The sequence below is a fragment of the Pontibacter silvestris genome (assembly GCF_020907275.1).
In the GTDB taxonomy this organism is placed as follows: Bacteria; Bacteroidota; Bacteroidia; order Cytophagales; family Hymenobacteraceae; genus Pontibacter; species Pontibacter silvestris.
On record NZ_JAJJWI010000010.1, the window covers coordinates 103398 to 130182 of the forward strand.

19 protein-coding genes are annotated in these 26785 nt (G+C 43.9%); 9 read left to right on the forward strand and 10 right to left on the reverse strand.

Going from position 1 to position 26785, the window contains the following annotated elements; all coding sequences use genetic code 11:
- The first annotated feature begins 1 nt into the window (after window position 1).
- The 4 genes from LN995_RS11060 to LN995_RS11075 all read left to right on the forward strand — a co-directional run bounded on the left by LN995_RS11060 (window position 2) and on the right by LN995_RS11075 (window position 4972).
- A complete protein-coding gene (locus LN995_RS11060) occupies window positions 2-715 on the forward strand; it encodes an alpha/beta hydrolase (protein ID WP_229961124.1) in 714 nt (237 codons plus the stop codon).
- A 209-nt stretch (window positions 716-924) separates the two neighbouring features.
- Window positions 925-1845 carry a cation diffusion facilitator family transporter gene (locus LN995_RS11065; RefSeq protein WP_229961125.1) on the forward strand — a complete coding sequence of 307 codons (921 nt, stop codon included), beginning with the start codon at window positions 925-927 and terminating at the stop codon, window positions 1843-1845.
- A 131-nt stretch (window positions 1846-1976) separates the two neighbouring features.
- Window positions 1977-2582, forward strand: coding sequence for a pseudouridine synthase (locus LN995_RS11070; RefSeq protein WP_229961126.1), 606 nt, complete (start codon window positions 1977-1979; stop codon window positions 2580-2582).
- Between the two features lie 878 nt (window positions 2583-3460).
- A complete protein-coding gene (locus LN995_RS11075) occupies window positions 3461-4972 on the forward strand; it encodes a trypsin-like peptidase domain-containing protein (RefSeq protein WP_229961127.1) in 1512 nt (503 codons plus the stop codon).
- A gap of 173 nt (window positions 4973-5145) precedes the next feature.
- Here LN995_RS11075 and LN995_RS11080 read toward each other — a convergent pair whose 3' ends face one another.
- The 3 genes from LN995_RS11080 to LN995_RS11090 form a co-directional block, all read right to left on the reverse strand.
- On the reverse strand, window positions 5146-6102 hold the full coding sequence (locus LN995_RS11080) for a YihY/virulence factor BrkB family protein (RefSeq protein WP_229961128.1): 957 nt from the start codon (window positions 6100-6102) through the stop codon (window positions 5146-5148).
- A gap of 328 nt (window positions 6103-6430) precedes the next feature.
- A complete protein-coding gene (locus tag LN995_RS11085) occupies window positions 6431-6988 on the reverse strand; it encodes a hypothetical protein (protein WP_229961129.1) in 558 nt (185 codons plus the stop codon).
- Complete coding sequence (locus LN995_RS11090) at window positions 6981-8483, reverse strand: PQQ-dependent sugar dehydrogenase (RefSeq protein WP_229961130.1); 1503 nt, start codon at window positions 8481-8483, stop codon at window positions 6981-6983. Before LN995_RS11090 ends, LN995_RS11085 begins: the two co-directional genes overlap by 8 nt.
- A 604-nt stretch (window positions 8484-9087) precedes the next feature.
- On the opposite strand from LN995_RS11090, the gene LN995_RS11095 reads away from it, so the two are divergent.
- Window positions 9088-10245, forward strand: a complete 1158-nt coding sequence (locus LN995_RS11095; RefSeq protein WP_229961131.1) for a zinc-dependent alcohol dehydrogenase — start codon at window positions 9088-9090, stop codon at window positions 10243-10245.
- Window positions 10246-10256: 11 nt separating this feature from the next.
- Window positions 10257-10742, forward strand: coding sequence for a hypothetical protein (locus LN995_RS11100; protein ID WP_229961132.1), 486 nt, complete (start codon window positions 10257-10259; stop codon window positions 10740-10742).
- A 219-nt stretch (window positions 10743-10961) separates the two neighbouring features.
- Here the strand turns inward: LN995_RS11100 and LN995_RS11105 are convergent, their stop codons facing one another.
- Entirely contained in the window at window positions 10962-13589 is a 2628-nt protein-coding gene (locus LN995_RS11105) for a PAS domain-containing protein (protein ID WP_229961133.1), read from the reverse strand.
- A 788-nt stretch (window positions 13590-14377) separates the two neighbouring features.
- On the reverse strand, window positions 14378-15406 hold the full coding sequence (locus LN995_RS11110) for an SGNH/GDSL hydrolase family protein (protein WP_229961134.1): 1029 nt from the start codon (window positions 15404-15406) through the stop codon (window positions 14378-14380).
- 380 nt (window positions 15407-15786) lie between these two features.
- Here LN995_RS11110 and LN995_RS11115 point away from each other — a divergent pair, with 380 nt between their 5' ends.
- From LN995_RS11115 to LN995_RS11125, 3 genes are all read left to right on the forward strand, one after another.
- Window positions 15787-17031 (forward strand): cation:proton antiporter, encoded by a 1245-nt coding sequence (locus tag LN995_RS11115; RefSeq protein ID WP_229961135.1) that lies wholly within the window; start codon window positions 15787-15789, stop codon window positions 17029-17031.
- 321 nt (window positions 17032-17352) lie between these two features.
- Complete coding sequence (locus LN995_RS11120) at window positions 17353-17637, forward strand: hypothetical protein (RefSeq protein ID WP_229961136.1); 285 nt, start codon at window positions 17353-17355, stop codon at window positions 17635-17637.
- A 285-nt stretch (window positions 17638-17922) separates the two neighbouring features.
- The gene (locus LN995_RS11125) at window positions 17923-18117 is read left to right on the forward strand and encodes a hypothetical protein (protein WP_229961137.1); all 195 of its coding nucleotides are present in this window, start codon (window positions 17923-17925) and stop codon (window positions 18115-18117) included.
- 23 nt (window positions 18118-18140) lie between these two features.
- Here the strand turns inward: LN995_RS11125 and LN995_RS11130 are convergent, their stop codons facing one another.
- The 5 genes from LN995_RS11130 to LN995_RS11150 form a co-directional block, all read right to left on the reverse strand.
- Window positions 18141-18569, reverse strand: a complete 429-nt coding sequence (locus LN995_RS11130; RefSeq protein ID WP_229961138.1) for a hypothetical protein — start codon at window positions 18567-18569, stop codon at window positions 18141-18143.
- Window positions 18570-19031: 462 nt separating this feature from the next.
- Entirely contained in the window at window positions 19032-20459 is a 1428-nt protein-coding gene (locus LN995_RS11135) for a TolC family protein (RefSeq protein WP_229961139.1), read from the reverse strand.
- 11 nt (window positions 20460-20470) lie between these two features.
- Window positions 20471-23644, reverse strand: a complete 3174-nt coding sequence (locus LN995_RS11140) for an efflux RND transporter permease subunit (protein ID WP_229961140.1) — start codon at window positions 23642-23644, stop codon at window positions 20471-20473.
- A gap of 39 nt (window positions 23645-23683) precedes the next feature.
- Window positions 23684-24826, reverse strand: a complete 1143-nt coding sequence (locus LN995_RS11145) for an efflux RND transporter periplasmic adaptor subunit (protein ID WP_229961141.1) — start codon at window positions 24824-24826, stop codon at window positions 23684-23686.
- Between the two features lie 800 nt (window positions 24827-25626).
- Complete coding sequence (locus LN995_RS11150) at window positions 25627-26694, reverse strand: proline iminopeptidase-family hydrolase (RefSeq protein WP_377469312.1); 1068 nt, start codon at window positions 26692-26694, stop codon at window positions 25627-25629.
- Window positions 26695-26785 lie beyond the last annotated feature (91 nt).

Sequence of the window (26785 nt, forward strand, 5' to 3'; positions counted from 1 at the left end):
TATGGTCACAGAAAGGGATAAGTACAAAACAGGACGCTTAACTGTAACACCACCAGGTAAGCACACTGCAAAAGCTGAGTTTACAACAGGGGTTGAACAGCTCAGTTTAGACAATAAAAAGGATGGTTTTATCTACGTTCCCAAAGAGTATGACAGCAGCCGTCCTGCGGCTTTGGCTGTTATGTTACATGGGGCTGGTGGCTCAGCCGAGCAGGGGCTGTCGTTGCTCAGGCAGTATGCCGATGCCAACAACATTATCCTGATAGCGCCGGCTGCGCGAAAATACTCTTGGGATATTATTGTCAGCGATGCCTTCGGACCGGATGTCATTTTCATAGAACAGGCTCTGGAACTTGCTTTTGAAAAGTATGTTATTGACCCTGCACATGTAGCCATTGGTGGCTTTTCGGATGGTGCTTCGTATGCCTTATGTTTAGGTTTAACTAATGGAGACCTGTTTACCCACCTTATTGCCTTCTCTCCGGGCTTTGTTTTTACATTGGAAAATACAGGAAAGCCTGCTGTCTTTATTTCTCATGGAGTGAATGACCCTGTGTTGCGGATCGACCCCTGTGGCAGGCGTATTGCGTCACAATTGAAGCGCCAGGGCTTAGCGGTAAATTATGTTGAGTTTGACGGTGTGCATGAAATTCCGGCCCATATCTCTGGTAGTGCGATGGAATGGTTTACAGGAAGAGGTACTAAATCCCGCTGAGATATAGGGAAGAGAAGCACTTTCGTGGAGCAAGGCCTGCTGTGCTGTCTATGTTCAATGGTCCCTGAGGTTATACAAGGTCCTATTCAGTAAATGTTAAGATTTAAGAGCAATTTATCTTTTCTTAAAGGTCAACCCGGCCCAGCGACCAGGCGTTAAAGAGTACCGCGAAAGAACTGAAAAAGCTTAAACAAACTTAATAATACTACATGGCTGCCTCTAAAGTGCCTCTTTATACTGCCTTATTGGCAAATCTGCTGATTGCTGTCACAAAGTTTATTGCAGCGGGTATAACCGGCAGTTCTGCTATGATCTCTGAAGGTATCCACTCTCTGGTAGATACCAGTAACGAAGTGCTGCTGTTGTTTGGCATAAAACGCAGCCAAAAGCCAGCCGACAGAAACCGACCTTTCGGTTATGGCAAAGAGCTGTACTTCTGGGCCTTTATTGTGTCGCTGTTGATTTTTGCCGTGGGTGGTGGCATTTCCTTGTATGAAGGAATCATGCATATTCAGCATCCCGTGCTTATCCAGAATCCAATCTGGAACTACATTGTATTAGGGGTGGCTATTGTTTTTGATGGTATATCTCTGATTACGGCTGTGCGGGAGTTTAACAGGCAAAGAGGGAGCACGCCGTTCTGGAGCGCGGTGAGAATAAGTAAGGATCCTTCCACCTTTGTGGTGCTATTTGAAGATGCCGCTGATGTGCTGGGGCTTGTTGTTGCTTTCCTGGGGGTTTTCCTGGGGCACCAGTTGCAAAACCCTTACCTGGATGGTATTGCCTCCATTATTATCGGTCTTATCCTGATTTCCATTTCCATATTGCTGGCCCGGGAGAGCCGTAGCCTGCTGATGGGAGAGAGTGCCGACCAAAAGGAACTTGATACTATTGTGGCTTTGGTAGAGGCTGATCCTGCTGCACAAAAAGTGTTGACACCGCTATCGATGTACCTGGCACCTGAAGAGATTGTATTGGTTTTACCTGTTGTTTTTAGCAGAGATTATAACCAGGCAACCACAGCAGAGTCAATCAACAGAATCCGGCAAAACATTCAGAAACAATATCCTGCCTATAAACAGGTGTTCATTGAACCGGAGTTGCTGACAACATTAGCACATGAAGGATAGTTGCAGATAAAATAAAACTATTACTTTCGGGGAAATAAAGCTGGAATAGTTTAAAAAGCCTGAAAATGGTTTTACATCTTTTATTGTAGCGACATTATGAAGATGCTGCAAGAAAAAGCAAGAAGCAAAAAATGACACACAGACATTTTGTTATTCATAAACCTTACGGTTACCTCAGCCAGTTCGTGTGTGAACATAAAAATAAAAAGCTGCTGGGAGAGCTGCACTATTTTCCGGAAGGGACCATGGCTATTGGCCGTTTGGATGAAGATAGTGAAGGTTTGTTACTGCTCACAACCGATGGCAAAATGAGTGAGCAGGTCCGAAGTAAGCAAGTGGAGAAGGAGTATTATGCGCAGGTGGATGGCTTGATAACGGATGAGGCTATTGAAAACCTGCAGCAAGGGGTGGTGATAGGGGAAGGAAAGAAGTGGTACGAAACCAAGCCTTGTACAGCATTCAGGCTCCAAACGCCCCCTGATTTTGCTGAGCGTAGCCGCAGAATCAGAGACGACCGCCATGGCCCCACCAGTTGGGTTTCTATTATTCTATCCGAAGGCAAGTTCAGGCAAGTGCGCAGAATGACAGCTGCGGTAGGCTTCCCGACTTTGCGCCTGCTTCGGGTACGTATTGGAGCTACATTGCTAGGTGACTTACAACCAGGTGCTGTAAAAGAAGTTGATGATTTCGCACTGTCGCGGGAGAATGCTTCAGTACAAGAACTTAAGCAGAACTAGTAAGTTGCTGTTTTGCTTCCTGTTCCTCTCTTATGCTGGTGCGAAAAGTCCTGGTTTTAGATGTGGAACTGCTTTAATAGGAAGCACTTTTTGTGTATAAAGTTCAAGATTATAGCTCAGGTAGCAGGCTTACTTCTTAATCAACTCTTGCTTTTGCAAGATGCTCCCTGATTAGAAAATAAATTAATCAGAAAACCAGGAAACACGAGCCCAAGTACATAAACTGTATCACCTACAAATAAAGAAAAAAGCATGGAGAACCTGGATATCTCTAACACTCTTTGCGGTAATTGTACTCCTATATTGAATGCCATAATAGGTTGCATAGCTAATATAGCAGCTGTGAACAACCTTAAAAAGATAAAGCTTATGGAAGAACAAAGATGAAATAGGATCTTTACCTAAATCTGCTGTTCGGCTCACGTTGATTTCCCGCTAAAATTTAAGAAGCCTGTGGGGTGCTGTTTATCTACAGCTTTATGCAAGTAAATAACAAACTATACATATAAAGTAGTTTGGTTAAGCTATTGGCTTCTAAGATTTAGTATGCTTTTAGTATTGTTGAGAATAGGGTAAGGCTACTGCTGAATCTTTTAAACATTGAAGAACCTGCTTCGTAGTATTAAGTCTATCAGGAGCGCCTGATAATCTGTTTTTCCCTTATATAATGCTGCTAATCCGGTAACGCCAGATATTTCTTTAAACTTTCTTGAAAGAGGTTAATGCTGGAGTTGAGTTTAAAAAACAAAGACTATATAATAATAGATAAGCCAAAGATTACACATATTATGAGCATCATCTTGTATAGCGGGAGCGAAAGGAGCGGTTCTTTAAGAGCTGGCCGGGGTAGAGGTACAAAAACGAAACCATTAAAAGTTATGAAAAAAGCAGGCTTGATTCTGTTGATAGCACTCATCTCAGCCATTGTAGCTATAGCAGGATACCGGTATGTAGATAAAAAGATGCTAGGCAATTCATTACCGGAGAATAACCAGAGCCTAGGCTTCACCAGCAATGTTAATAAAACAACTTCCTCAGCAGGAAATCCTGATTTTGTCAGGGCTGCATCCATGGTGTCTCCTGCTGTTGTGCATATTAAAACCACTTATGCTTCCTCAACTGCAGGATCCCGCAATCCTTTAGAAGAATTTTATGGCTCTCCCCGAAGGAACACGCCAGCTAGGGCTTCCGGCTCAGGTGTCTTGATTTCGGCAGATGGCTACATTGTTACCAATAACCATGTTATAGAAAATGCATCTGAGATAGAAGTTGTTTTACCTGACAGGCGTTCATTCGATGCGAAACTGATTGGAAGAGACCCCAGCACTGATCTGGCTTTGGTAAAAGTAGAGGGAAATAATTTGCCGGTTGTGGAGTTGGGAAATTCCGATGATGTACAGATAGGGGAATGGGTGTTGGCTGTAGGTTACCCTTTGTCGCTGAATTCCACTGTTACAGCGGGTATAGTAAGTGCGAAAGGAAGAAGCATTGGCATTCTGAACCGTCCGAGCCAGCAAAGCAACCTAGATGGACAACAGGTGTCAGTTGGAACGGCTATTGAGTCTTTTATCCAGACGGATGCTGCCATTAACCCTGGCAACAGCGGAGGTGCTTTGGTTAACGCCAACGGACAACTGGTGGGAATTAACTCTGCCATTGCCTCCCAGACAGGGAGCTACGCAGGTTACGGTTTTGCTATTCCTGCAAATCTTGCTAAAAAAGTGGTGGCAGACTTCCGGGAGTATGGAGAAGTCCGGCGTGGGTATCTGGGTGTAAGCTTCCCGGCTCCTTCGGTGGAAGACCAGATATTAAGAGAACAGGGCATAGATCCGGCATCAGTGAAAGGAGTATATATTACAGGTATACAACAAGGAAGTGCTGCTGCTGCGGCAGGGTTAAAAACAGGTGACATTATCCTGAGCGTAGACGGCGCAGAAGTTTACTCATCAGCAGAGTTTTCCGAAAGAATCGCCCGGCATCGACCTGGAGACAAAGTGGAACTAACCTACCTGCGTGGAAAAAACCAAAATGAAGTAACTGTAACGTTGAAAGGGGCAGAGCCGACTAACGCTGTTACTAGTGGTAACAATAACTCAGAGAGTGGTTTACATACGAAGCTAGGAGCCTCTTTTGCTCCTATACCGAATTCTTATAAGGAGCGCTATGGCTTAAATTCAGGTGTGATAGTGACTGAATTGCAACGTGGCGGCTTTTTGGATGCAGCAGGTATTCCGGAAGGAACTATTATTATCAGTGTCAATGGCAGGCGAATAGCCAATGTCGCTGAGCTTGATTCGGCCCTGGAATCATCTCAAAACGGAATGGCCCGAATAGATGGCGTAACCCCTGACGGCACAAGGTTTGTTTTTAACTTCCCGCTTGGTGCATAGAAAAGTCCATATCTATGGATGATACAGTTCGTAATCTAAAATAAATTAAAAAGGCTCTTAAACCTACACTTGTGTTGTGTTTAAGAGCCTTTTTAGTTATTGATGGGGTTTAAGCGTTTTTACGAGCTACCCTAACCTGGTGGTTTTCAGAGTATGTACTCTCTGTAACACTACTATTGATTATCTGATCCGTCTGCCACATGGTCTGCATGGTAACCACCGCGTCTGCCCATAGGCTTTTCTTCACCTACAGTAGTGTCTTTAGCTGTTTGGTGTTCCAGTTCAGAGTTAATTTCTGCTCCCAGCAGGATAATAAAGCTTGTAAGGTTAAACCATAGCATCAGGATTATGACTGAGGCTACAGGGCCGTAAGTCTCGCCATAGTTACCAAAGTTGTTTACATACCATGAAAACAACAGGGAACCTATCACCCATAGAATGGTGGCAACAGCTGATCCCCAACTTACCCACTTAAATTTAGGATTATCTCTGTTAGGGGCGACTTTATAAATAACCGCTAAAGCCAACATGATAATTGCAATCAGCAAAAGCCATCTTCCCAGTTGGAGAACTGTGGTAACCCCCCCAGGTAGTCCCAGTTTATCTATAATGGCTGGAAAAGCAACGACTAAAGCCATGCTGATGCTGCCTATTATAATCCCTCCAAGTGTAAAAAGTAAGGTCAGCGCGTTTAGCTTAAAGAAACTTCTGTCGTTCCGTTCGTCATAGGCGATATTGATACCTTCGAACAAGGACTTTGTGCCGCTGTTGGCACTCCACAAACTTAGGAGAATACTTAATAACACTCCCCAGCCCAGTGTCGTACTAGACTTTTGCGCTACGCTACGCAGCCTATCTGTTAGTAACTGATGTGCCTCCTGTGGTAAAAAAGCAGTAAGTTGCTCCATTTGCTGCTCTACTTGGGCAGGCTCTGTTAATAGCCCGTAAATAGAGATGATGGCCGCTATAGTAGGGAAAAGTGCTAAAAAAAAGTAAAATGCTACACCTGCAGCAACTATATTTATGTTATCAGTACTTAACTGATCTTTTACCCTTAACATCACTTCTTTCCATCCAGCCCCAGGTATTTCACTCGGTTTTTCTGCTTGTCTTCCTCTTGTGTCTTTCATGTGCCTTTATTTATACTTTCTTTATAAAGTATAAAACGGAGTGCAATTTATAGGGTTGATGTCTTTTGCCAGATTTAGGAAATTTATGAGATGAAAGCAGCTTGGGTTTATTACTATTATGTATAAATATTAGTATTACAGATGTTTGTAATAGTGATAATGTAAGCAACTGCAAAACCTTAAATTAGAAGTAGTATTGGTTCCCAATATTCCACCAGGTGCAGTAGTAAGCCTGTTAATAATACTGTAAGCTCCAAAAGAGAGGCAGACCGAAACAGAATCTGATCACAGTATACCTCTCTTATTGAGCAACGTACAGCAGCTAACTTTAAAAATCCTCTTTGTATAATATAGACATGGAACTCATTTCCAGCACGCATTCCTGTAGAAGTAGTTGGCTGGTCGATTTTTCTGCCATCACCCCGAAAGTAATTTCAGCAATGCGGGGAATGCCTAGTGCCAGACCCAACTGCTCTGCCACTGCGAAGGCTCCCAAAGAGTTGTAATTAGAAAGATAAACCTGGTGCAGGTCCTGCCAGGGCCCTTTGGCTCCACCCGCAACAGCTATAAAGTCACCTAAGGCCTGCCGTGCCTTGCCCATTACTTCCCCCAGTAATTGTCGTACATCAGATGGCTCCCTGTCTATTAAAGAAAATAGCTCCCTTGCTTTCTCTTCATGCTTTTTCTCCTGTTCGACCATCTCTGTTAGATATTGCTTTATATGTGGTTCCTCTATTTTCTCCACTGTGTCTTCCAGCAGCTTCCGGTTTGATGCCTGTGTCAGGAGCACATTATCGAACCATGCTTTGGCACGATCAAGGTGCTTGCTTCTGGTTTCCTGGTCCAGTTCAATAAGTATTATTGGGGCTTGTGTAGTGTTATTCATTGTTGTCCTCCTTTCTTGATATTTTCCAAAGTACTCCGGTATGAGCAAAGGCCAGCATATTGCCAGGTGTTACTTTTGCCACCCCAAAGTCCAGCACATATAAGCTTTTGCCGTCGGGGCTGAACTTACAGGAAACAGGCCGCTCAATGCCGCCGCCGCCGTAGGTGGATGCTGGTCCCATCTTTTTGTTGTGCATAAAAGGCTCTGCTGTGCCTTTCTGTACGTCCACCCGAATTACACGAAAGCCATGGTCCAGGTCTTCCGGACGCGGAGAGTTAAGGGGTGCCAGTGCTCCCCATTCCGCCACAAAAAGCTCTCCTTTATAACCAAAGGCATCAGAGCGGGAGAAGTCCATTTTGCACATACAGGAGTGTGGCTGCTCCAGAAAGACGGCCGGACCTGCCCATTCAGGAGGGTTTTCGAGTAGCAGTTCCGCTGCAGTTCCACGGCTGGGCAGGTGCTTCTCGTGGTTAACCGGCAAACCATCACCACAAATATCAGGGAAACCGTACCAGTCAGGTGTTGTTATAGAACCAAATGGCTTTCGAGCGTTCTTAATATGCCAGATGCGGTCTGGGTCATTGGCAATTGCTCGCTCTCCTTTTTCTTCAAAATCATTGTCTGTTACATATAATTCACCTCCGTCACTGATTGCCATGCCAAAGGGGTTGCGTATGCCCCAGGCCAGTAGCTCTACGTCTGAGCCATCAGGGCGGGAGCGCCACACTGCTGAGTTACAGAACAGCTCTCCTTTTATCACTTCTCCCTTTTTGGCCGATGTGCCGAAAGGTTTAAAAGCACCCGTATCTACCATAAAAGGATAAGGCATTCTCGGGTCGCGGCTCCTGACATTATTACCTGTCAGTGTTACATCCTGCCCCGGCACATCGTGCGCATTGGGGTGCTTGGCAAGGTCTACGGTAAAGCCCGCAGGCAGCGCCACGCCCTGTTGCGAAACAGAGCCGTGGCCAAAATACATCATACCATCCGGACCGAAGACAGGTCCTCCCGGTTCATGCCAGCCTCCGCTTGGAATTTGGTCTATCAGTATTTTTAACTCTCTGGTGCTCAGGTTGTATTTAGCGATTTGCATGTGATATCCGCCTTTAAAGGCCATATAAAGTTCACCGTCGCGCCATGTTACACTTCTGGGACCTGCATGCACATTCATGCTGATGGCCTCTGTATCTCCGGAAGGGTGTCGCACGATAACCCGCGCTGGCATATAGGGGCGGGTAGGCCAGGAACTGCCGCCTTCGCTTACGAATATAGTACCATCATCTGAAAAGGAGACATCAGTAGGAAAGGAGAGGCCCACCATTATAGGTTCTATCTTATACCCATCGGGTACCACTACATCAGCCGGGTCTACTACAGGCCTGGCGGGCGTAGACAGGTTGTGCAGGTCCTGTTGCGCGGCAGTGGCTGTTTTGAGCTTTGTTCTGTTGATCTGAAAACCAGTATTCTTTTGGCTTTGTGTTTTATTATTTGCCATAGTACAGGGAACATTGTTGTTATATAAGAATTAGTTGTTATTGTTTTATCTGTTGCAGACATTTGATACGCACCCATAAGTACTTTCTGCTGACAGGATGAAAAGGTGTTGCTATGAAAAAGTGTGACATGGGCGCAAAATAATTACATAATTTATTGTGCTATAAGTTGGTAGATATGTTAAAACGCTGCGTAGCCGGTAAGGTTTACCCAACGCTGAATATCCACTTCTTTAGGCTTACATGCATTTAATGCACGGTAATGTCATACTTATAATTGAAGGGGAGGTGGTTCTTTATAAAATATTTGGCAGGAAATCATAAACTATTAATGATGCTGATCTGATTTTAAAACCTCCTGTAAAACCGAACTTATATAAGTATTTACTTTTCCTGCTCCAACGCTCTTATTTTATACAGCATCAACATTATAAAGGAGGATGTATAAACTCATAATTCCTGTTATTTAAAAAGTTACTGAAACATTGAAATAGCAGATTAGTATTTACTTATACATCATTCAGAATATTGCACTGATAAGCAGCATTCTGGAAGAACATTAAAATAGTACTATATGTCTTACATTAACCGGAAGGAACTATACTTATGCTAGCAATGGATTACCGGGGGCCTAAAAGGGTCCGCCTCGATCGTAATAAACCTATGCCCGAAATACTGCATCCGCAGGATGCCATTGTGAGGGTTACCCGCTCCTGTATCTGTGGGTCTGATCTGCATTTATACAATGGCAATGTGCCGGATACCCGTGTAGGGGAGACTTTTGGGCATGAGTTTATTGGCATAGTAGAAGAAATAGGGGCTGATGTACACAAGCTGAAAGTGGGAGACCAGGTGATCGTGCCTTTCAATATTGCTTGTGGAGAGTGTACTTTCTGTAAGCAGGAACTGTATGGGAACTGTCATGAAGCAAATCCTCAGGCTACGGCTGTTGGAGGTATATTTGGCTATTCGCATATAGCCGGAGGCTATAATGGTGGGCAGGCAGAGTACGTTCGTGTGCCTTATGCCAATGTTGGCCCTACAGTATTACCGGATTGGATGCACCCGGATGATGCTGTTTTGCTGACAGACGTTGTGCCAACTGGTTACCAGGCCGCAGAGATGGGTGGCATTCAGAAGGGGGACACTGTGGCAATATTTGGAGCAGGCCCTATCGGCATTATGGCGGCAAAATGTGCCTGGTTGTTTGGGGCCGGACGCGTTATTGTTTTTGATCAGGAGGAGTACCGGCTTGATTTTGTGCGGAAGTATGCGCAATGCGAGGCTTATAATTTCAAATCGATTGAAGACCCTGTGGTATTCATAAAAAAAACAACCGAGTCGCTGGGTGCAGATGTTTGTATCGATGCGGTTGGTGCCGAAGCCGCGGGCAGTGCTTTGCAAACATTTACAGGTAGAAAAACACTGATGCAGGCAGGTTCTGCCACAGCGCTGCAATGGGCCATTAACTCAGCCAAAAAAGGAGGTGTTGTCTCTGTTGTAGGTGTGTATGGTCCTACGGGTAACCTTATTCCTATCGGTAATGCCCTGAACAAAGGTCTTACGATCCGTGGAAACCAGGCATCGGTAAAGCGTCTGCTACCAAGGCTTATTGATCATATACAAAATGGTACTCTTGATCCGAAAGCCCTTATAACGCACCACATTCCTTTAGAAGAAGTGTCCGATGCTTATCGCATTTTTGCAAATAAGCTGGACAACTGTATTAAACCAGTTCTTATTCCACCATCTGCCAAGGTATAAAAAGCATTATTATGGAAAATAAAACAAAAGACTATTCACATATTAAAGGATGGGGCGTAGATGCTGACCCTAAGAACGACCCTACTTACCCGATGAGGAAACGTTCTAACGACGACCATAGTGGCTATAGTTGGAAACGGCCTGCACAGCAACCTGTTGATGTTGAAGTATTGCATTCTATTGAAAGACCAAACATAACAGCTGTTTTTGGGACATCTAAGCCACCGCGAGGGCTGAGTGGCATAATCAGGCGGTATGCTTTCAATTATGGAGAAGGAAGCTTTGCGCACTGGTTACCTTTGATTATGGCAGACCGAGTAGATGTAGTGGAAGGAGTTATTGATGACCTGAAACGTGGCTACGTGCCCAACATTTTTGCAGAAAAAGGTTACAAAGCAGAATGGAAATATAACCGTAAAGGTTTACTGCAAAAAGCAGCTGTATGTGCTGCTCTAACCACTGCAGTCCTAGTGTTGTTACGCCGAAATAAGGATTAGTGTAGTTGCCTTAAGCTATATTGCAGGTTTACAGTAGCCCCAGCGTGATTCTGAATCAATATGTGTCAGGTAGTAAAGTACATATGCTTCTCCGCGCTTTGCTCTGCTAGTAAACCTAAAAAGCCAGAAGCCCATTGAACTAAGACATAGAAGACCTTAGTCATTGGGTTTCTGGCTTAAAAAGTTAACATTTTACTTAACAAGCTTACCGTACCGGCTTCAGTTTTTAAAGTAAACGCTGAAGGTAGTACCAATACCTTCCTGGCTTTCCACTTCAATACGGCCATCGGCATTCTCAACGATCTTCTTAATCATATAGAGGCCAATGCCAGAACCTTCCACGTGGTCGTGCAGGCGCCCAAACATAGTAAAAAGTTTTTGGCTTCTGCGTAAGTCCATACCCAGCCCGTTATCGCGGACGGTGATAATGGCATATTTCTCTTCAGATTTGCAATTAATCTGTATCTTAAGTTTTCGATCGGGAGAGCGATACTTAATAGCATTGGATAGTAAGTTGTAGACTACCGAACGCAGGTTCTTTTCAGAGAAGTGAATGCCAGGGCAGGTGTCTATATTTACTTCCAGCTCAGCTTCAGCAGCCTTTAGTTGAGAAGAAAGATCAAGCCTTACATCCCGTATTACTTCTGAAAGATCGACCAGTACAGCGTCATGGTTATTTTCTTTTTGTAGTTTACTTACTTCTGTCAGGTGTTCAATTGTGCGTTTGAAGCGCTCAATGGATTCTTTAATCATACCCGTGACACCTGTCAGCCCATGTGCTGCCAGCACCTGAGAGGGCAGGGAGTCAATGAGCAACTGCATCAGGCCCTCAATGTTGAAGATAGGAGCCTTTAGATCGTGGGAGGCTGTATAAATAAAGTTGTCCAGGTCAACGTTTGTGCGGGTGAGTTCCTCATTCGCCGTACGAAGTTCCTCATTGGCCGCAGCCAGTTCCATGGTAAGAGCTTGTGCTTCCTTTTCCCTTTCTTCAAGCTTTTGCCGTGCCTCTACCTGTTCAGTAATGTCGTTAACCAAGGTAAAGAATCCTGCTACATTTCCTTCCTTAACATCAGGGACATAACTAGTATGAATATATTTTACAAAATTCTCCCGGTAAGGCATTCTGCTCTCAAAGTCAAGCCTTTCTCCAGCGAGTGCCTGTTTGATGTACCCTTTTACCCCTTGGTATGCTTTTTCCCCAACCACTTTGCGAACAGGTTTACCTAGCAGGTCCTGGGGCTTTTGTCCAAACCAAGGTTCGTAGGCCTTATTTGCAAAACGATATTTTTCCTCTTTATCTAAATAACCGATCAGCACTGGCAAGGCATCAGTTATAAGTTGTAACTGATTGGCGCTTCGCTCAACAGTGCGCCGGCTCTCAACCTGTTCTGTTACCTCATGGACAAAAACTATGATACCATTAATTTGCTTTTCTTCGTTTCGCCGGGCCTGTAGTATATAATTGAAGTAACGTTCTTCCTGAGGCGCTCCTTCATGCCGGGCCACACTAATAAGCTCTTCTTTACTCTCCATTGTTTCCCCCGTTCGGTAAACGTGCCGCAGCATATTGGCAAAGGGTTGACTTGCTAGTTCAGACAAGGCTTCACCTAACATAGAACTGCCTAATAACCTGCGGCCTGGCAGCAGTTGCTGGTAAGCAGGGTTAACTAATTCAAATATAAAATCCTCTCCATTCAGTACACATATTGGAGCGGGAGCTTCCATAAAGAGTTTCTGCAGGCGATTTCGCTGCACTTCTGTTTCTGCTTTAGAAAGTTGTAGTTCTTTTGTCCGGGTTGTTACCCGCTCTTCCAGTTCTATATTAAAGGCCTGAAGCTGCAGTTGCGTTTGTGACAGTTCTTCATTAGCAGCTCTTATTTCCTCATTGGCCGCTGTCAGTTGTTCATTGAGCACTTGCAGCGCTTGTTCTCTTTGCTCGACCTCCTGCCGGGCCTCCACCTGTGCAGTCACTTCGTAGGCAAACACCAAAATACCATCTATAATACCATTAGAATTGCGGGTAGCTTGGTAGGTGAAGTTGTAGTAGTTTTCTCCTAACTCGCCGGAGTTGTTGTGGTCTAACTGCACCTTCATTTCGTGGGCATGAAAACTTTCTCCGGTAGTATACACCTGGTCCAGCAGCTCAAATATAGGCTGCCCAGCCAGCTCAGGCATTGCCTCGGCTATGGGTTTACCCAGCAGAGGGCGGTCGCCGACCAGCTGCTGGTAGCGAGGATTAGCAAGTTGGAACACGTGCTTTGGTCCTTTAAAAATGCAGATCATGGCCGGAGCCTGCATCAGTACATCATATAATTTTTCCCGTTCACGATCTGCATCAGCTCGGGCAACTATTAATTCTGCATTAATTATTTCCTGCTGCCCCTGCGCTTGCGCAAGCTGCTGCTCAAATTCCTTTACCTGATTTTCGGTCTTTAATTGTTTTGTTACATCAATAACCTTATGGATGATGTATTGTATATTCCCTTCACTATCCAGGACAGGTGTATTCGATGAACTCCAGTATTTCTCCTCAAAGCTATCTGGTAGCCCTGGTTGAGTAATATCATAGCGAATCAGCCCTATCTGGTGAGGCTGTTTATACTGTAGTACCCACTCCAGGGAATGACGAAGGTTTGTTGTAGGATCAGAATTAGATAAGGCTGGATTATTGGGATAGGCCTCAAATATATTTTTGCCCTGTATGCTTTCACGTTCTCTAAGAGTTGCCTTCAGGTAAGGTGTACTAGCCGTAAGAATGGTAAGATCAGGTGATAAAATCAGGTATGAATCTGGTACGGCTTCAAATAGCTTGAGTGTTTCCGGCGTAAAAGAAGCAGCTTTTGTCATATTTGTCTTTAATTAGTCGGAGGTGACCAGCCTGGTGCAGTTAAAAGTTTCCCTTATATGAACGATGATACTACGCCTAGGTTAAGCCAGGCATGTTGCTTAGTTCAGCTACATGTCAATAACAGCCTTTTTACCAAAAACATTATTTTTACCTTAGACACCACTCTCAGATTTCCACCTCAGGCAGCATAGCTGCTTAAAGGTAGAAAATATATTTTTAAATAGATGAATGAATGAGCCATCATCATTTTGCATCAGCTACATTACAACCTAAAAGAAGCTGAAAGGTGTTATTTTAGCTTCTTTTCTCGAACTGTTTGTTTCCGCTAAGCAACTCAGTTTGAAGCCACAACTTTGCACCACTTGGGCTCTTTCTAACTTTCGGAAGCATAAGGCAGCAACTTCCGGGGGATTAGTTTCTTTGAAGTGGCTGTCTAAATTGCCAAGTAACTTAGTCATTTCTTTCAGCCTACGCATTGTCTGGTAATAGATGTCTTCAACTGACTCTGTTACTTCTGCTACAACGGTGCTGATTGTTTACGCATATTAGTGTGGCAACAGAAACGGGTCAGCTTTTCTTCATCACACTGCTTTCTGAATACAGGAAAAAAGATTTTTAGAAACTTAAAAAATAAAGGCTTTCTGTAATCTTACTTTTAAAAATACCGAAGCCACTTTCAGCACCTGAAAGTGGCTTCGGTTATGTGGTCTGTCCTCTTTGGCAAAGTTTAAATAAAATTCAGGCAGAAGACAGTATGTTTCTATAAGTAGAAGAAAAAGACTTTTGGTTAAAGCAACTGTTTAAAAAAAGGAACCAGCTCTTCTGCAAGGATAGCATGATCTTCCACATTAGGATGCCCTGTGCAACCTCTTGCCTGCATCGGCTGGAAAATGTGTATAGCTACTGGTTTATCAGACGGGTAAGCTGCATCAACTTCTTCTTTTATGGCAGTCAGGCAGTTTTTCAGTTTGGTTCTGCTGTCGCCGTTCTGCATCGGGCTGCTTAGTAAAGCTATCTGGGCTTCCGGGTATTTGGATTTTACAAGCTTTACAAAGTTTATATAACTGCTTACAAAGCTCGCACTGTCAAAAGGTAACCTTTCTTTTATACCATCGCCATTGCTGAAATCGTTAGTGCCCAATGCGATACTTACTACTTCAGGTGTAAATGTGCCAAAGTCCCATTGTTGTGCACTGTTCTCCTGAAAGTCAGTTTTTTCATATACCTGGGGCATAGTAGGGCCGTTGCTGTTCCAGTTACGGTAGGCACCAATGCCGCTTACGCAACTTAATACAAAATTAGCATCTAATGCTCTGGCTACTCTGGGGCCATAAGCCATGTAGGCATTATGCTGATCATGATATTCCCCGGTGCCACAAGCTACTTCCGAAGGATCGGCGGCAGCACCACAGGTAATACTGTTTCCAATAAATTCTATAATTGGAGCAGCAGGTTTTTGGATAGATTTTATGTTTTCACCGGTTACTTTTTCTATAACAATGGGGCCAGTGTGTGCTTCGGTAGCTTTATATACCCATAGCGTATGTTCGCCATCAGTAGGTGCTTTTATCACGATTGGTTCCTGTGAGTTTCCAGATACCTTAACTCTTTCCTGATACTCACCGTCTAACTCATATTGCAGGTAACTATGACCTTCAGCATCAGGAATAGAGGCATAAATACTGGCTTCGCTTCCTTCAAAGCTAAACCCAAAGTGTACTGCTGAACTGATAAGCTCCAGGTTCTGCTCATTATTCAAGATGAACCTTCCATAAGGCTGCAAAGCAGTTGCCGGTAATATATTCGTTTTATCCAAATTGCTTTTTGATGAAGTACAGCTTAGGCAGAACAGGCATAACGCTGCAACAAGGTATGTGTATTTGACTTTCATTATAGAAGTTTATTTTAAAAATTTTGGATGCGCAAGATGAGTAACATTCCTGTTTGATACAAAAAAATGTGCAGCGAAAACGAACAAACGAGCTATCGAAGCTTATTTGAACTGAACTCTTCTAGCTTAAAAGGCCTGTTGTTTTGTAATTAGCTTTAGGTTTGTACTGATTCTCTGGTAAGCCACCTTCTGCATCTCATAAATCTTTCCAAAATGACAGTGGCGACTAATCAACCTTGTTATTGTAGAACCTGCACCAGGCCTATATAGTAAACTATTCTGCATACTGCTTAATTTATTATCAAATGAAAGACTTTATTTTAGCCTTAGCCTGTACTAGCTTTTTGGTGCTGGTAATGGGGTTTATTTATAAAAAAATAAAAAGATCTTTTTTAAGTGAGCCTATTATAGCCTTGGCTATGGGCATTGTACTGGGGCCGGCAGTATTAAATCTGCTCGACATGCATAAGTGGGGACCATTTGAAAAAATATTGGATGCTGCCTGCCAGCTTACTATCAGTATGGCTCTTATGGCTACTGCTTTCCGGATTCCCAAAAGCTATGCAGAAAAGCACTGGCGTTTGCAATCAATACTTCTCTTTTTTGGGATGCTGGGAATGTGTGCTCTTTCTACCTTGCTCATGCGTCTGGTTTTTGGCTTTGATTGGCTGATTTGCCTGCTGATAGGTGCTGTTATTACGCCTACAGACCCGGTAGTTTCCTCTACCGTTGTGTCGGGTGAAACAGCCCGCCAACTTATACCAGACCGGGTGCGCCATGCTATTTCTTTTGAATCGGCGGCTAATGATGGCATGGCGTTTCCGCTGGTGTTGCTGCCTTTATTGTTGCTTCAGAAGCCAGAAGGAGCCTGGCAGGAATGGTTGCTGAAGCCTGTACTTTGGGAAACTGGCGGTGGAATTTTATTTGGTGTACTTATTGGCTACACAGCAGGTAAGTTACTTGTAAAAGCCCGTAATATCAATTGGATGACAAAATCCGTACTGCTGTCTTTTTCGCTGTCGCTGGGGTTTACTGTGCTGGGGCTGCTGGAAATAATAAAATCGAATGGCATCTTAGGTGTTTTTGCCGCTGGTTTTGCGGCTAACTTAGTATTGGATAAGGATGAAGATTTGGAACAGGAAGAAATTCAGGAATCGCTGGAGCGCATTTTCACTATTCCGATTTTTGTGCTTTTTGGTTTGGTGCTGCCTTGGTCTGACTGGTGGGCGCTTGGCTGGAATGCAGTTATAATTGTTGTTGCCGTACTCTTGTTCAGGCGTTTGCCTGTAATTTTTGCTTTAGGCCCTTTCCTTAAAAAGTTGCCAAAAAAAGCTGATTTGGTAATGGTTGGCTGGTTTGGCCCAATCGGTGTTGCGGCTATATATTATATGGCGCTGACTCTTTCTAAAACCGGAATGCATGAGGTTTGGGTTGTGGGAAGCCTTATAGTATTTGGGTCAACCATTGTTCATGGCTTAACCGGATATCCTTTTGCCAAATTATATAGCCGTTGGGAAAGTAATGATAAAAGTAAAGAAGAAACTAAATAAGGGCAGAAAGCACTAAATCACCTTAGTGCTTTTACTCTGACTGGCACCTTTTGCCATAGTTGCATTAGTTACAGGTTTAGCTTTAAAGATGTTCTTTTGAATTTTAAAATGTACTTTATACTGAAAAATGTGTTGAGGCTCTTTGCTTAAAAATAGTAGAATACAAATTAGGTAATCATTTTTTTTATGCTGTTGCCAACAGAGTTAATAAATTCATGTGAATGATGGCCTGGAGGTACAATTAGGTATATATAGCTAGTAAAAAACCTGTATTGTACTATACCCGTAAAGTATAATAGTAACAAACAAAATATTTGACATATGAAGTCTTTTACATATAAATCAATTGCCAGTGGAGCTATGGTCGCGTTGTTTCCTTTTATGGTTGGTTGCTCTGTTTTTTCAGGTAATAGCAGCGTTTCTAATGACCCGGTTGTGGCAGCTCAACAGAGAGAGATACAGGAACTAAAGAGACAAGTAGAAGAGGCAGAACGATACACAGACGAAGCTGAAGAACGTGAAAAAGCGGCCAAAGACAGGCTAAAAGCAGCAGAACATGAGTTAAAAGCCCTGGAGTCACGCGCGGAGAGACAAAGCAATTATTAAAATCAATAGAGCTATAAAAAGTAAAGGCCCTGCTTTAAAGCAGGGCCTTTACTTTTTATAGCTTAGGTAGTCGCATTGTACAAAAAAGGATGCTATTAATAATTAGCTGTACGATAGCCTCAACTGGATCAATAGGATTGAACTTACATCACTGAGAGCTATTTTAAGTGAACTTGGAAAGCGATAGTTGAAGTAGTGAAGATTATTGATATTAGAGCTGGAACAGCATATCTATTACAGGCCAAGTACCGTATCTATTTAAAATAACTAATAATTAATGACACAATGGAAAACAACAGTACAAATTCTCTGAAAAACCTTGTAGAGGAACCTTCACAAGTAAAAGATATTATGAATGACCCGGAAAAAGGGGTTGATTTTTACAAAACTCTTCCGGTTAAACAGAAGCAGTATCTTGTTTTTGCCGCTGCTGCCGGCTTGGTAGCCTACGGTATTTTTCTTGGCAAAAAAGGTTCTTAAATATTCTCTATATCGCGGCAGATTTAGCGTCTGCCGCGCTTTTTCTGTTGCTTACGTGCCTGTGCACGCTCCCACTTTAGCTGTTCAAACTCCTCGTTCGAAATATTAATTTCATAGTACAGAGAAGTCAGGATGTGCAGATCTGCATCAAAATCGTAAGTTAGGGTAAGCGAAAGTTGCTTATCCTCATTTAGAACATACTCCTCCGCCTCCAGGTCGTACACTTTAAACTCAAAGTCTCCCTCTTCCTGGTGTTTATAATCTATGCGTGCCAGGCGGTCGCCAGTAATAACCAGCGGCGTTTCCAACTCATCTTCATATTCGAAAGGCTGAAAAAAACGTCCATCTTTTTTTTGAGTGATATAATTTACCCTGCTGATATGCAGTTCTATATCCTTGTTCCCGTTTTCCCTGTTTTGCTTTATATCAAGGATGTTTCCAATCAGTCTCATCAATTATCTGTTCGTGGTGGCTATTTAAATTCGTATTACAAACTTACAACAAATAGTGGTTCTGATGGAGAGATATGATTGACAAGAATTTTTACTTATGCTGCTGAACATCGAGAACGAATGTAGATACCCATAACCCCAAACAATTTTCCGCTTAACCTTTATACTAAGCTTAATTAAGCTGCTTTGTTATACCTCCCATTATAGGGAAATAGTGGAGATTGAGGCTGCTGTGTATCTTCGGAAAGATAACTATGTTTTAGCACCCATACCTTTTACTATTCCCAGTAAATCTCCCTTTCAGAAAGTATGTACTTAAAGAGTGATTATTCCTTCTATTGTGGAAGCACCTTTCGGAACTGGTAAAACCATTTTGCTAACGCTGGCTGGCAGAAAAGAGAAGCTTTGTACAAGGTATTGTCTCAGTGCTACAGTAAATGTACAACATAGGGTTCGCCAGTTTTATTTCCAGCCGCCACCCAGGGAACGGTAGAGATCTATCAGAGCTAAGAATATTTCTTTACGTGTATTCGCTTTACTTAACTCTGCATCCAGCACGCTTCCCTGCGCTGTGATTACTTCGAGATAAGTCGCATATCCTGCCATAAACAAATCATTAGAAGTGCTGACGGCGTTGGTTAATACTTCTGCCTCCTGTTCCCTGAGAGCGTAAGCACTTTTGTAGTTTTCTACTTTCTGTAGATTAGATACTACCTCCTGGTATCCTGTCAGGATACTTTTTTGGTAAGAATAAAAAGCCTCTTTATTTAGAGCAATAGTCTTGTTGTAGTCTGACCGGATAACCCTGTTCTGGAAGATCGGGGCTGTTACGCCCCCTAAAAAGCCCAACACCAAAGACTCCGGTGTGTTAAATATAGAAGGTAAACTACGGGTATGGAATCCGGCATAAGGCGTAATGGTGAACGAAGGAAGAAAAGCTGCCCGTGCCGCCTCTACATCAGCTTTGGCTGCGAGTAATTCCAGTTCTGCCTGCTGTATGTCTGGCCTGCGAAGCAGCATGTCTGATGGAACACCTGCATTAACTACATCGGGTAAGTGCTGTAAAAGGATAGATTCACCTCTTGCTATTGGTTGTGGATACCTTCCTAGCAAAAGGTTAAGCTGATTCTCGACCTCCGTAATCCGTTGCCGCTTCTCAAACCCTAAACTTTTAGTGCGCAGTAACTGGGCCTGAAATTGTTGTACAGCCAGTTCTGTAGCTCTGCCGCCTATCTTTTGTATTTTGATAATCTCCAGTGCCGTTTCCTGCAACTCAATGTTGTTGTCAATAGCTTCCAGTTCATTGTCTAGGCCCAGTAACTCGTAATAGAGCCGGGCTACTTCGGCTATCAGTTCTGTTGTTAATAGTTGTTGTCCTTTTTCTGTAGCCAGGAAACGCACATAGGCCGCTTTCTTCCGGTTCTTCAGCTTTCCCCAAAGATCGATTTCCCAGGTGCTTTGCAGTCCCAGAAAATGATTCTGGGTTTGCGTAACTGTATTACGGTCGCCGTAGATTGTTCCGCTTAGCAAATTGTTATAAATATTTCCTGACCTGGCTCTGAAACGAGCATCAAGAGAGGGCAACATTGCTCCCCTGGCAATGTCGTAATTTGCACGGGCCACCTCCATCCGTTGATAAGCACCCATTAGATCAGGGTTATTCTGTAGCGCTATGTCAATAAGGCTGACTAAGTGTTCATCATTAAAAAAGTTGTTCCATGAAAGATCTGCCAGGCTGGTAGTGTCGGTGCTTTCATTGAAAGAGTCAGGCATTTTTGCCCGCGCAGGCAGCGGCTGAGGCTGCGGAGGAGAAAAAACTTTACAGCTGGAAACCAGCGACAATAAGAAAAAGAAGCATAAAAGTTTATTTAAAGGGTTAGGGAAGGACATATTATGATTACTTAGTTATTGGAAACGGATACTTCTACTTCTTCTGTTATAGGTTCAGTTTTCTTCTGTTTTTCTTTCTTCTTACTGATCATACTTGCAAAGAGCACATACAGGCCAGGAATTAGAAACAAGCCGAATATGGTACCAATTAACATACCTCCGGCTGCCGCTGTACCAATAGACCTGTTACCCAGAGCACCTGCACCTGTAGCCATGCAAAGCGGTATTAGTCCAGCAATAAAGGCAAAAGAAGTCATCAGGATAGGGCGCAGCCTTGCCACAGAGCCTTCCATGGCGGCCTGTAATACCGAAAGTCCTTCCTGGCGCCTTTGCACGGCAAACTCCACAATCAGAATGGCATTCTTACCTAATAAACCAATCAGCATAATCAGGGCTACCTGGGCATAAATGTTATTCTGAAGCCCGAGCAGGTGTAAAGCAAGAAAGGCACCGAATACACCTGTTGGCAAAGATAAGATAACCGGTAATGGAAGTAAAAAACTCTCATACTGGGCAGCCAAAAGAAGGTACACAAACACCAGGCAAATAATGAAAATATAAATAGCCTGGCTACCTGAGGACACCTCTTGCCTGGTCATACCATACCAGTCGTAGCTGTAGCCTCTTGGCAACGTTTCAGCAGCAATTCTCTCTATCGCAGCAATAGCGTCACCGCTACTATAGCCGGGGGCGGGGCCACCTTTCACTTTTGCCGAGGTATACATATTATGGCGGGAAAGCTGCTCTGGTCCATACATTCTCTCCATGCTGATGAAGGTAGAATAAGGTACCATTTCACCGTCCTCGTTTTTTACCTGTAGTTTCAGTACATCTTCGGGTTTGGCACGGTACCTCGGGTCTGCCTGTACCATTACATCATACATCTGCCCGAAACGTACAAAGTCTGAAACATACAAGCCCCCCACAAGAGTTTGGAGTGTACTCATGGCCTGGTTGATAGTTACCCCGTTCTTAGCAGCCATATCCTGGTCTACATGAATCATGTACTGCGGGTAATTAGGGTCAAATTCAGAAAAAGCAGTATTAATCTCAGGAGTCTCTTTCAACGCCTGAACGAATTGGTCTACTACCTGGTCCATCTTCTGTAAGTTTCCACTACCAGTCTGGTCCAGCACTTTCATCTGGAAACCACTGGAGTTACCAAAGCCCGGCACCGTAGGAGGAAGAAAGAAATCAATCTGGGCATCCGTGATGTTCCTTGTTCTTGCCTCTAGTTTCCGGATAGTTTCCTCTATAGGTTCCTCCCGTTCGCTCCAGTCTTTCAGGTTAACCATGGCCATACCAAAAGAGGCGCCCGACAAACCTGTAGAAAGGCTATAGCCAGCTAGTGAAGTAAAGGATTCTACCTCTGTTAAGCCTGCGGTAACCTGGTTAATTTCGTCCAGCACGCGTTCGGTACGCTCTACTGTCGCTCCCGCAGGTGCGGTAACATTTACATAAACCACACTCTGATCTTCCGTCGGAATAAAGCCGGTAGGTAAGATAGCCGCAATTCCCCAAGTGGCGCCAATAAAAACAAGAAGCATGGCAACAGTAACAAGCCTGCGGCTTGCCAGGAAAGAGATGCTGCCTCTGTACTTATTGGAAAGTGCATTATAGCCTTTGTTAAAGCCTCCGAAGAAGCGTTGTAGCAGGTTCTTTTTCTTCTTTTCGTGATGTGTGTTACGCAACATAATAGCGCAGAGAGCAGGCGTAAGCGTTAAAGCGTTTATACCTGATATAACAATGGCAATAGCGAGCGTAAGTGAGAACTGACGGTAAAATATACCTACAGGACCTGACATAAAAGCAACAGGAATAAACACGGCAGACATGACCAGGGTAATAGCAAGAATGGCCCCGCTGATCTCATGCATGGCAGCAAAAGTAGCTTCGCGTGGGTCCATGCCTTCTTCCTCCATTTTCGCATGCACCGCCTCAACCACCACGATGGCATTATCCACTACTATACCAATGGCTAATACCAGTGCAAACAAGGTGAGCAGGTTAAGCGAAAAGCCCAGCATCTCCATGCCGAACAGCGTACCAACCAAAGCCACTGGCACGGCAAGTGCCGGAATAAGTGTAGAGCGGAAATCCTGCAGAAAAATAAATACAACGATGAACACCAGGATGAAGGCCTCTATGAGCGTGTGCAGTACGTTTTCGATAGAGGCATCAAGAAATCGGGACACGTCGTAGGTCACTTTATAATCCATGCCGGGAGGGAAGGAGTTGGCTTTTATAACCTTCATCCGTTCCTTTACCCTTTCAATTACGTCTCTGGCATTGGAACCTGGCCGCTGAATAATCATGAGCGAGGCGGCTGGGCGGCCATCTGTTTTAGAGATACGGCCATAATTCAGGTTACCGAGCTCAATGTCAGCCACATCGCTTAGCCGCAGCACAGAGCCGTCGTCGTTGGCTCTTATCACCAATTTCTCATACTGTCCGGGCTCAAAGAACTTACCTGTGTAGCGCAGCACATACTGTAGCATTTGTGGTGTTTTACCGGAGCTGATACCCGTCTGACCCGGGGCGGCTTCTATGTTCTGGTTCTGGATTGCATTTATAACTTCATTGGTGGAAACCTTATAGGCTGTCATACGGTCAGGCTTCAGCCACACGCGCATGGAGTAATCCTTGGTACTCATGATCTCAGCAAAGCCAACGCCATCCACTCTCCGTAGCTCCTGTAGTATGTTCAGGTCGGCAAAGTTGTAGATGAATTTTTCGTCGAGTTCGGGGTCCTCGCTCATTACGTTAATGTAGAGCAGCAGGCCTTCCACCTCTTTCTCTGTTGTAACCCCCGCTTTGATTACTTCTTCGGGTAAGTTACTTACAACGGTTGTTACACGGTTCTGTACTTCTACTGCTGCCTGATCAGGGTCTACACCCGCCTCGAAATAAACTTTAATGCCAGCGGTACCCCTATTGCTTGATACAGAAGACATATACATCATACCGGGCACACCGTTAATGGCTTTTTCGAGCGGAGTGGTAACGGTGTTTGCCACCACACTGGCATTGGCACCACGGTATTTAGCCCTTACGGAAACTGTAGGTGGTGCTATATCGGGGAACAGGGCTACAGGTAAGGTAAAAAAGGCAAGTACTCCCAGCAAGACAATAAAAAGGGAAATAACAAGAGAGAGTACGGGTCTTCGTATAAAAATATCAAACATTACAGCAAGGTCTTAAAAGCATTCATCTTCAAATTTCAACTATAGAGTGGCGGCAATCAGGCTATCCATGCCCACATGCTTCGGGGTAATACGCGTACCTGCTTCTACACTCTGTATGCCTTCCAGCACAATTCTGTCTCCGGGCTTCAGCCCGGATTCCACTATATAAAAGGACGAAAAGCGGGTGCGGGGAACAAAGCTTTGCATTTTAACCTGATTAGTAGAGTCTACCAGGAAGACATAGTTCTTATCCTGAATCTCGAACACAGCTTTCTGAGGCACCAGTACTGCATCTTCTACAGCATTAGAGAGTATAATATTACCACTAGCACCGTGCTTCAGCGTTTTATCAGGATTGGGGAAGCGTGCCCGGAAAGCGATGGAACCTGTACCGGATTTAAACTCACTTTCTACAGTCTCAATATTTCCTTCGTAAGGGTAGGGGCTGCCATCGGCAAGTGTTAGCCTTACTTTGTTACTGTTCTTTTCGGGGTTGTCTGCTTCTGTTTTTACATACTGCAGATATTCGTTCTCGGAAACATTAAAATAAACGAAAATAGCGCTGATATTGGAGGCGGTGGTAAGTAAAGTGCCTTGTTCTATCAGGCTTCCTGTTCTTTGAGGTATCCTGTCGATAATGCCATCGAAAGGAGCTTTAACACTAGTGTAGGACAGTTTAATAGCGGCGTTGGATACTGAGGAGCGGGCTGCGCCGATTCTGGAGTTTGCGGCATCAAGTTTTGCCTGGGCTACGTCAATCTCTGTTTTAGAGATTACGTTTTTCTCAACCAGCATCCGTAGTCGGTCTATTTCCAGTTTTATTCCTTTCGCTTCTGCCAGAGTACTTTGCAGATTTGCCCTGGCCTTTGCCAACTCTTCTTTATATTCTTCGTCATTTATCTTGAAGAGCAGTTGGCCTTTTTTTACCTCCTGTCCTTCATCCACATACACTTTCTCTAGGAAGCCTGGCACGCGTGCCCGAAGCTCTACATTTTGCACGGCCTGTATATCGGCCACGTATTGATGTTGTAGGACAGTGTCTTTAGAAATAATTTGTGTAACAGGCAGTACCTGTTCTGATTTTGTCTCATTAACCACTTTACTTTCAGCCGAACACCCCACTATAAATACTCCGATACTAAAATAAATAAAACTTGAAACGGCCTTAAACTTGTTCTTCATGGTTTAATGATATGATAAGCGTTATACAGCAATGAGTTATCTCTAAAATAGCTATTAATTCTGATATATGGATAAATTAATAGAATTTTAGCCAAAAAGTGCAATTTTATATTAATGTATTCATCTTTTAACAGAAGATGCACACAGAATTAATATAATCTTGTTGAGGTGTAACTTGGTGTAAATAACCAAGAGTAAACGACCTCCAGGTTTCTGAAACTTTACTTGGATATAGAAACTAACGTTTATTTTTACGTAAATGTTTAGTTTTTTTAATCAAAAACACTAAAAAGATAAGGCGATGTACTTTTTAAATTTAGAGTAGCAAAGTCTGTGTCAAAACCTAGTGGTGCAACATGCATAAAAATTGTTACTGATTTTATTTTTAAAATATGATTATTTTTACAAAGGGTATTCGCTTGGAAGCAGGTTACAGCAGGATGTGTGAAGCAAATAATTTTTTAAATGTAATTTTAAGATGAGGGATTAGTAGTTATTTTAAAGCCTGCAGTCTGAACCTGTTGGATAGCCTTGATTCGTATCTTGTGTTAAGCTTCAGATATAATTTAATAGCAGTGCCATTGGTTTCTAAAATGTTACTATCGATAAAACTGCTGCTTAACTGAATGCTAACCTGGCAGGTAACGATATAAATGGTTTTGCAAAATGTAGAACATTACTCCCGAATCTTTCATGTTCACGTTGTTATTTCTAAGGAGTTAAAAACTGACTTCTAAACAAAACAAAAGCAGGCATATCATTTAACTGTCATGCCTGCATTCGTATCAAAGATATATAGGTTACTTCTGCATTGTGCCGCTATCGACATCTTTTATAAACTGGGTTAAGCCCGTGAAGTATGTCTTCTGGTCGTCGTACATCGCCATATGGCTGCCTTCGGGGCAATGGAGGTAGCGGCCCTGTTGTACCTGCGTGGACATCCATTTCATGTGCTCGGGGTCCATAGTGTCGTGCTGGCCGCCTATAGTCAAGGTAGGTACTTTTATCTTCGGAAGATCAGCAGACCTGTCCCAGTGCAGGAGCGAGGCATTGCCTCTTATACCGAACTCACTGGGCCCCTGCATCTGCACGTAAACGGTTTGGTTCATGTGGTTAAACATTCTGTTTACAGGGTCTGGCCACTGCTCTATAGGCATACGCAGGGCATGTTGCGTATAAAAGTTTGGCAGCAGCAGCTCCATATACCTGGGGTTGGTAAAGTCGTTTTTCGCTTCTATCTGCTTTACCTCAGCCAGTACCTGCGGGTCCATTTGCGGACCTAGCACTTCATCGGCATACGTATTATAGGCTGGTACGCTCGACACCATGTTCGAGATGATCAGGCCTTTCAGGTTATCCTGATACTTTAGAGCGTATTCCGTCGCCAGTATGCCGCCCCAGGAGTGCCCCAGCAGGTAAAAGTTGTCCTGGTTCAGGCCCAAAGCCTTGCGCACCTGTTCAACCTCCTCTACAAAACGGGGTATGCTCCAGAGGCTGGTATCGTTTGGCTGGTCGCTGTAATGGGAGCCCAGCTGGTCGTAGTAATAGTACTCAATGCCTTCCGTCGGCAGGTAGCTGTCGAAACACTCAAAGGCTTCGTGTGTGCCGCCGGGGCCGCCGTGTAATAGCAGTACTTTCATCGTCGGGTTATTGCCTACCCGCTTCGTCCACAGATTAAAATCACCTTTAGGGGTGGATATCTTAATCATGCGCGCACCTCCGCTCAGTTCATCTGCCCTGTTGGAGCTATCGTGGTATTCCTGCAAAGTTATGTCCTTGTTCTCCGTTGCTGCGGAGTCATCGGGAGGGGCTGTGCAACCCTGCATAAGGAACAAGCCGAAGAGAAGGACAGGCAATAGTGGTTTCATGTGTTTAGGTTAAGGAGAGACAGGGTTTTGATTTTACGGGAGACAAATTAAGGAAAATTATCCTAAAGCCTTCCTGCCACACAGCCGGAGT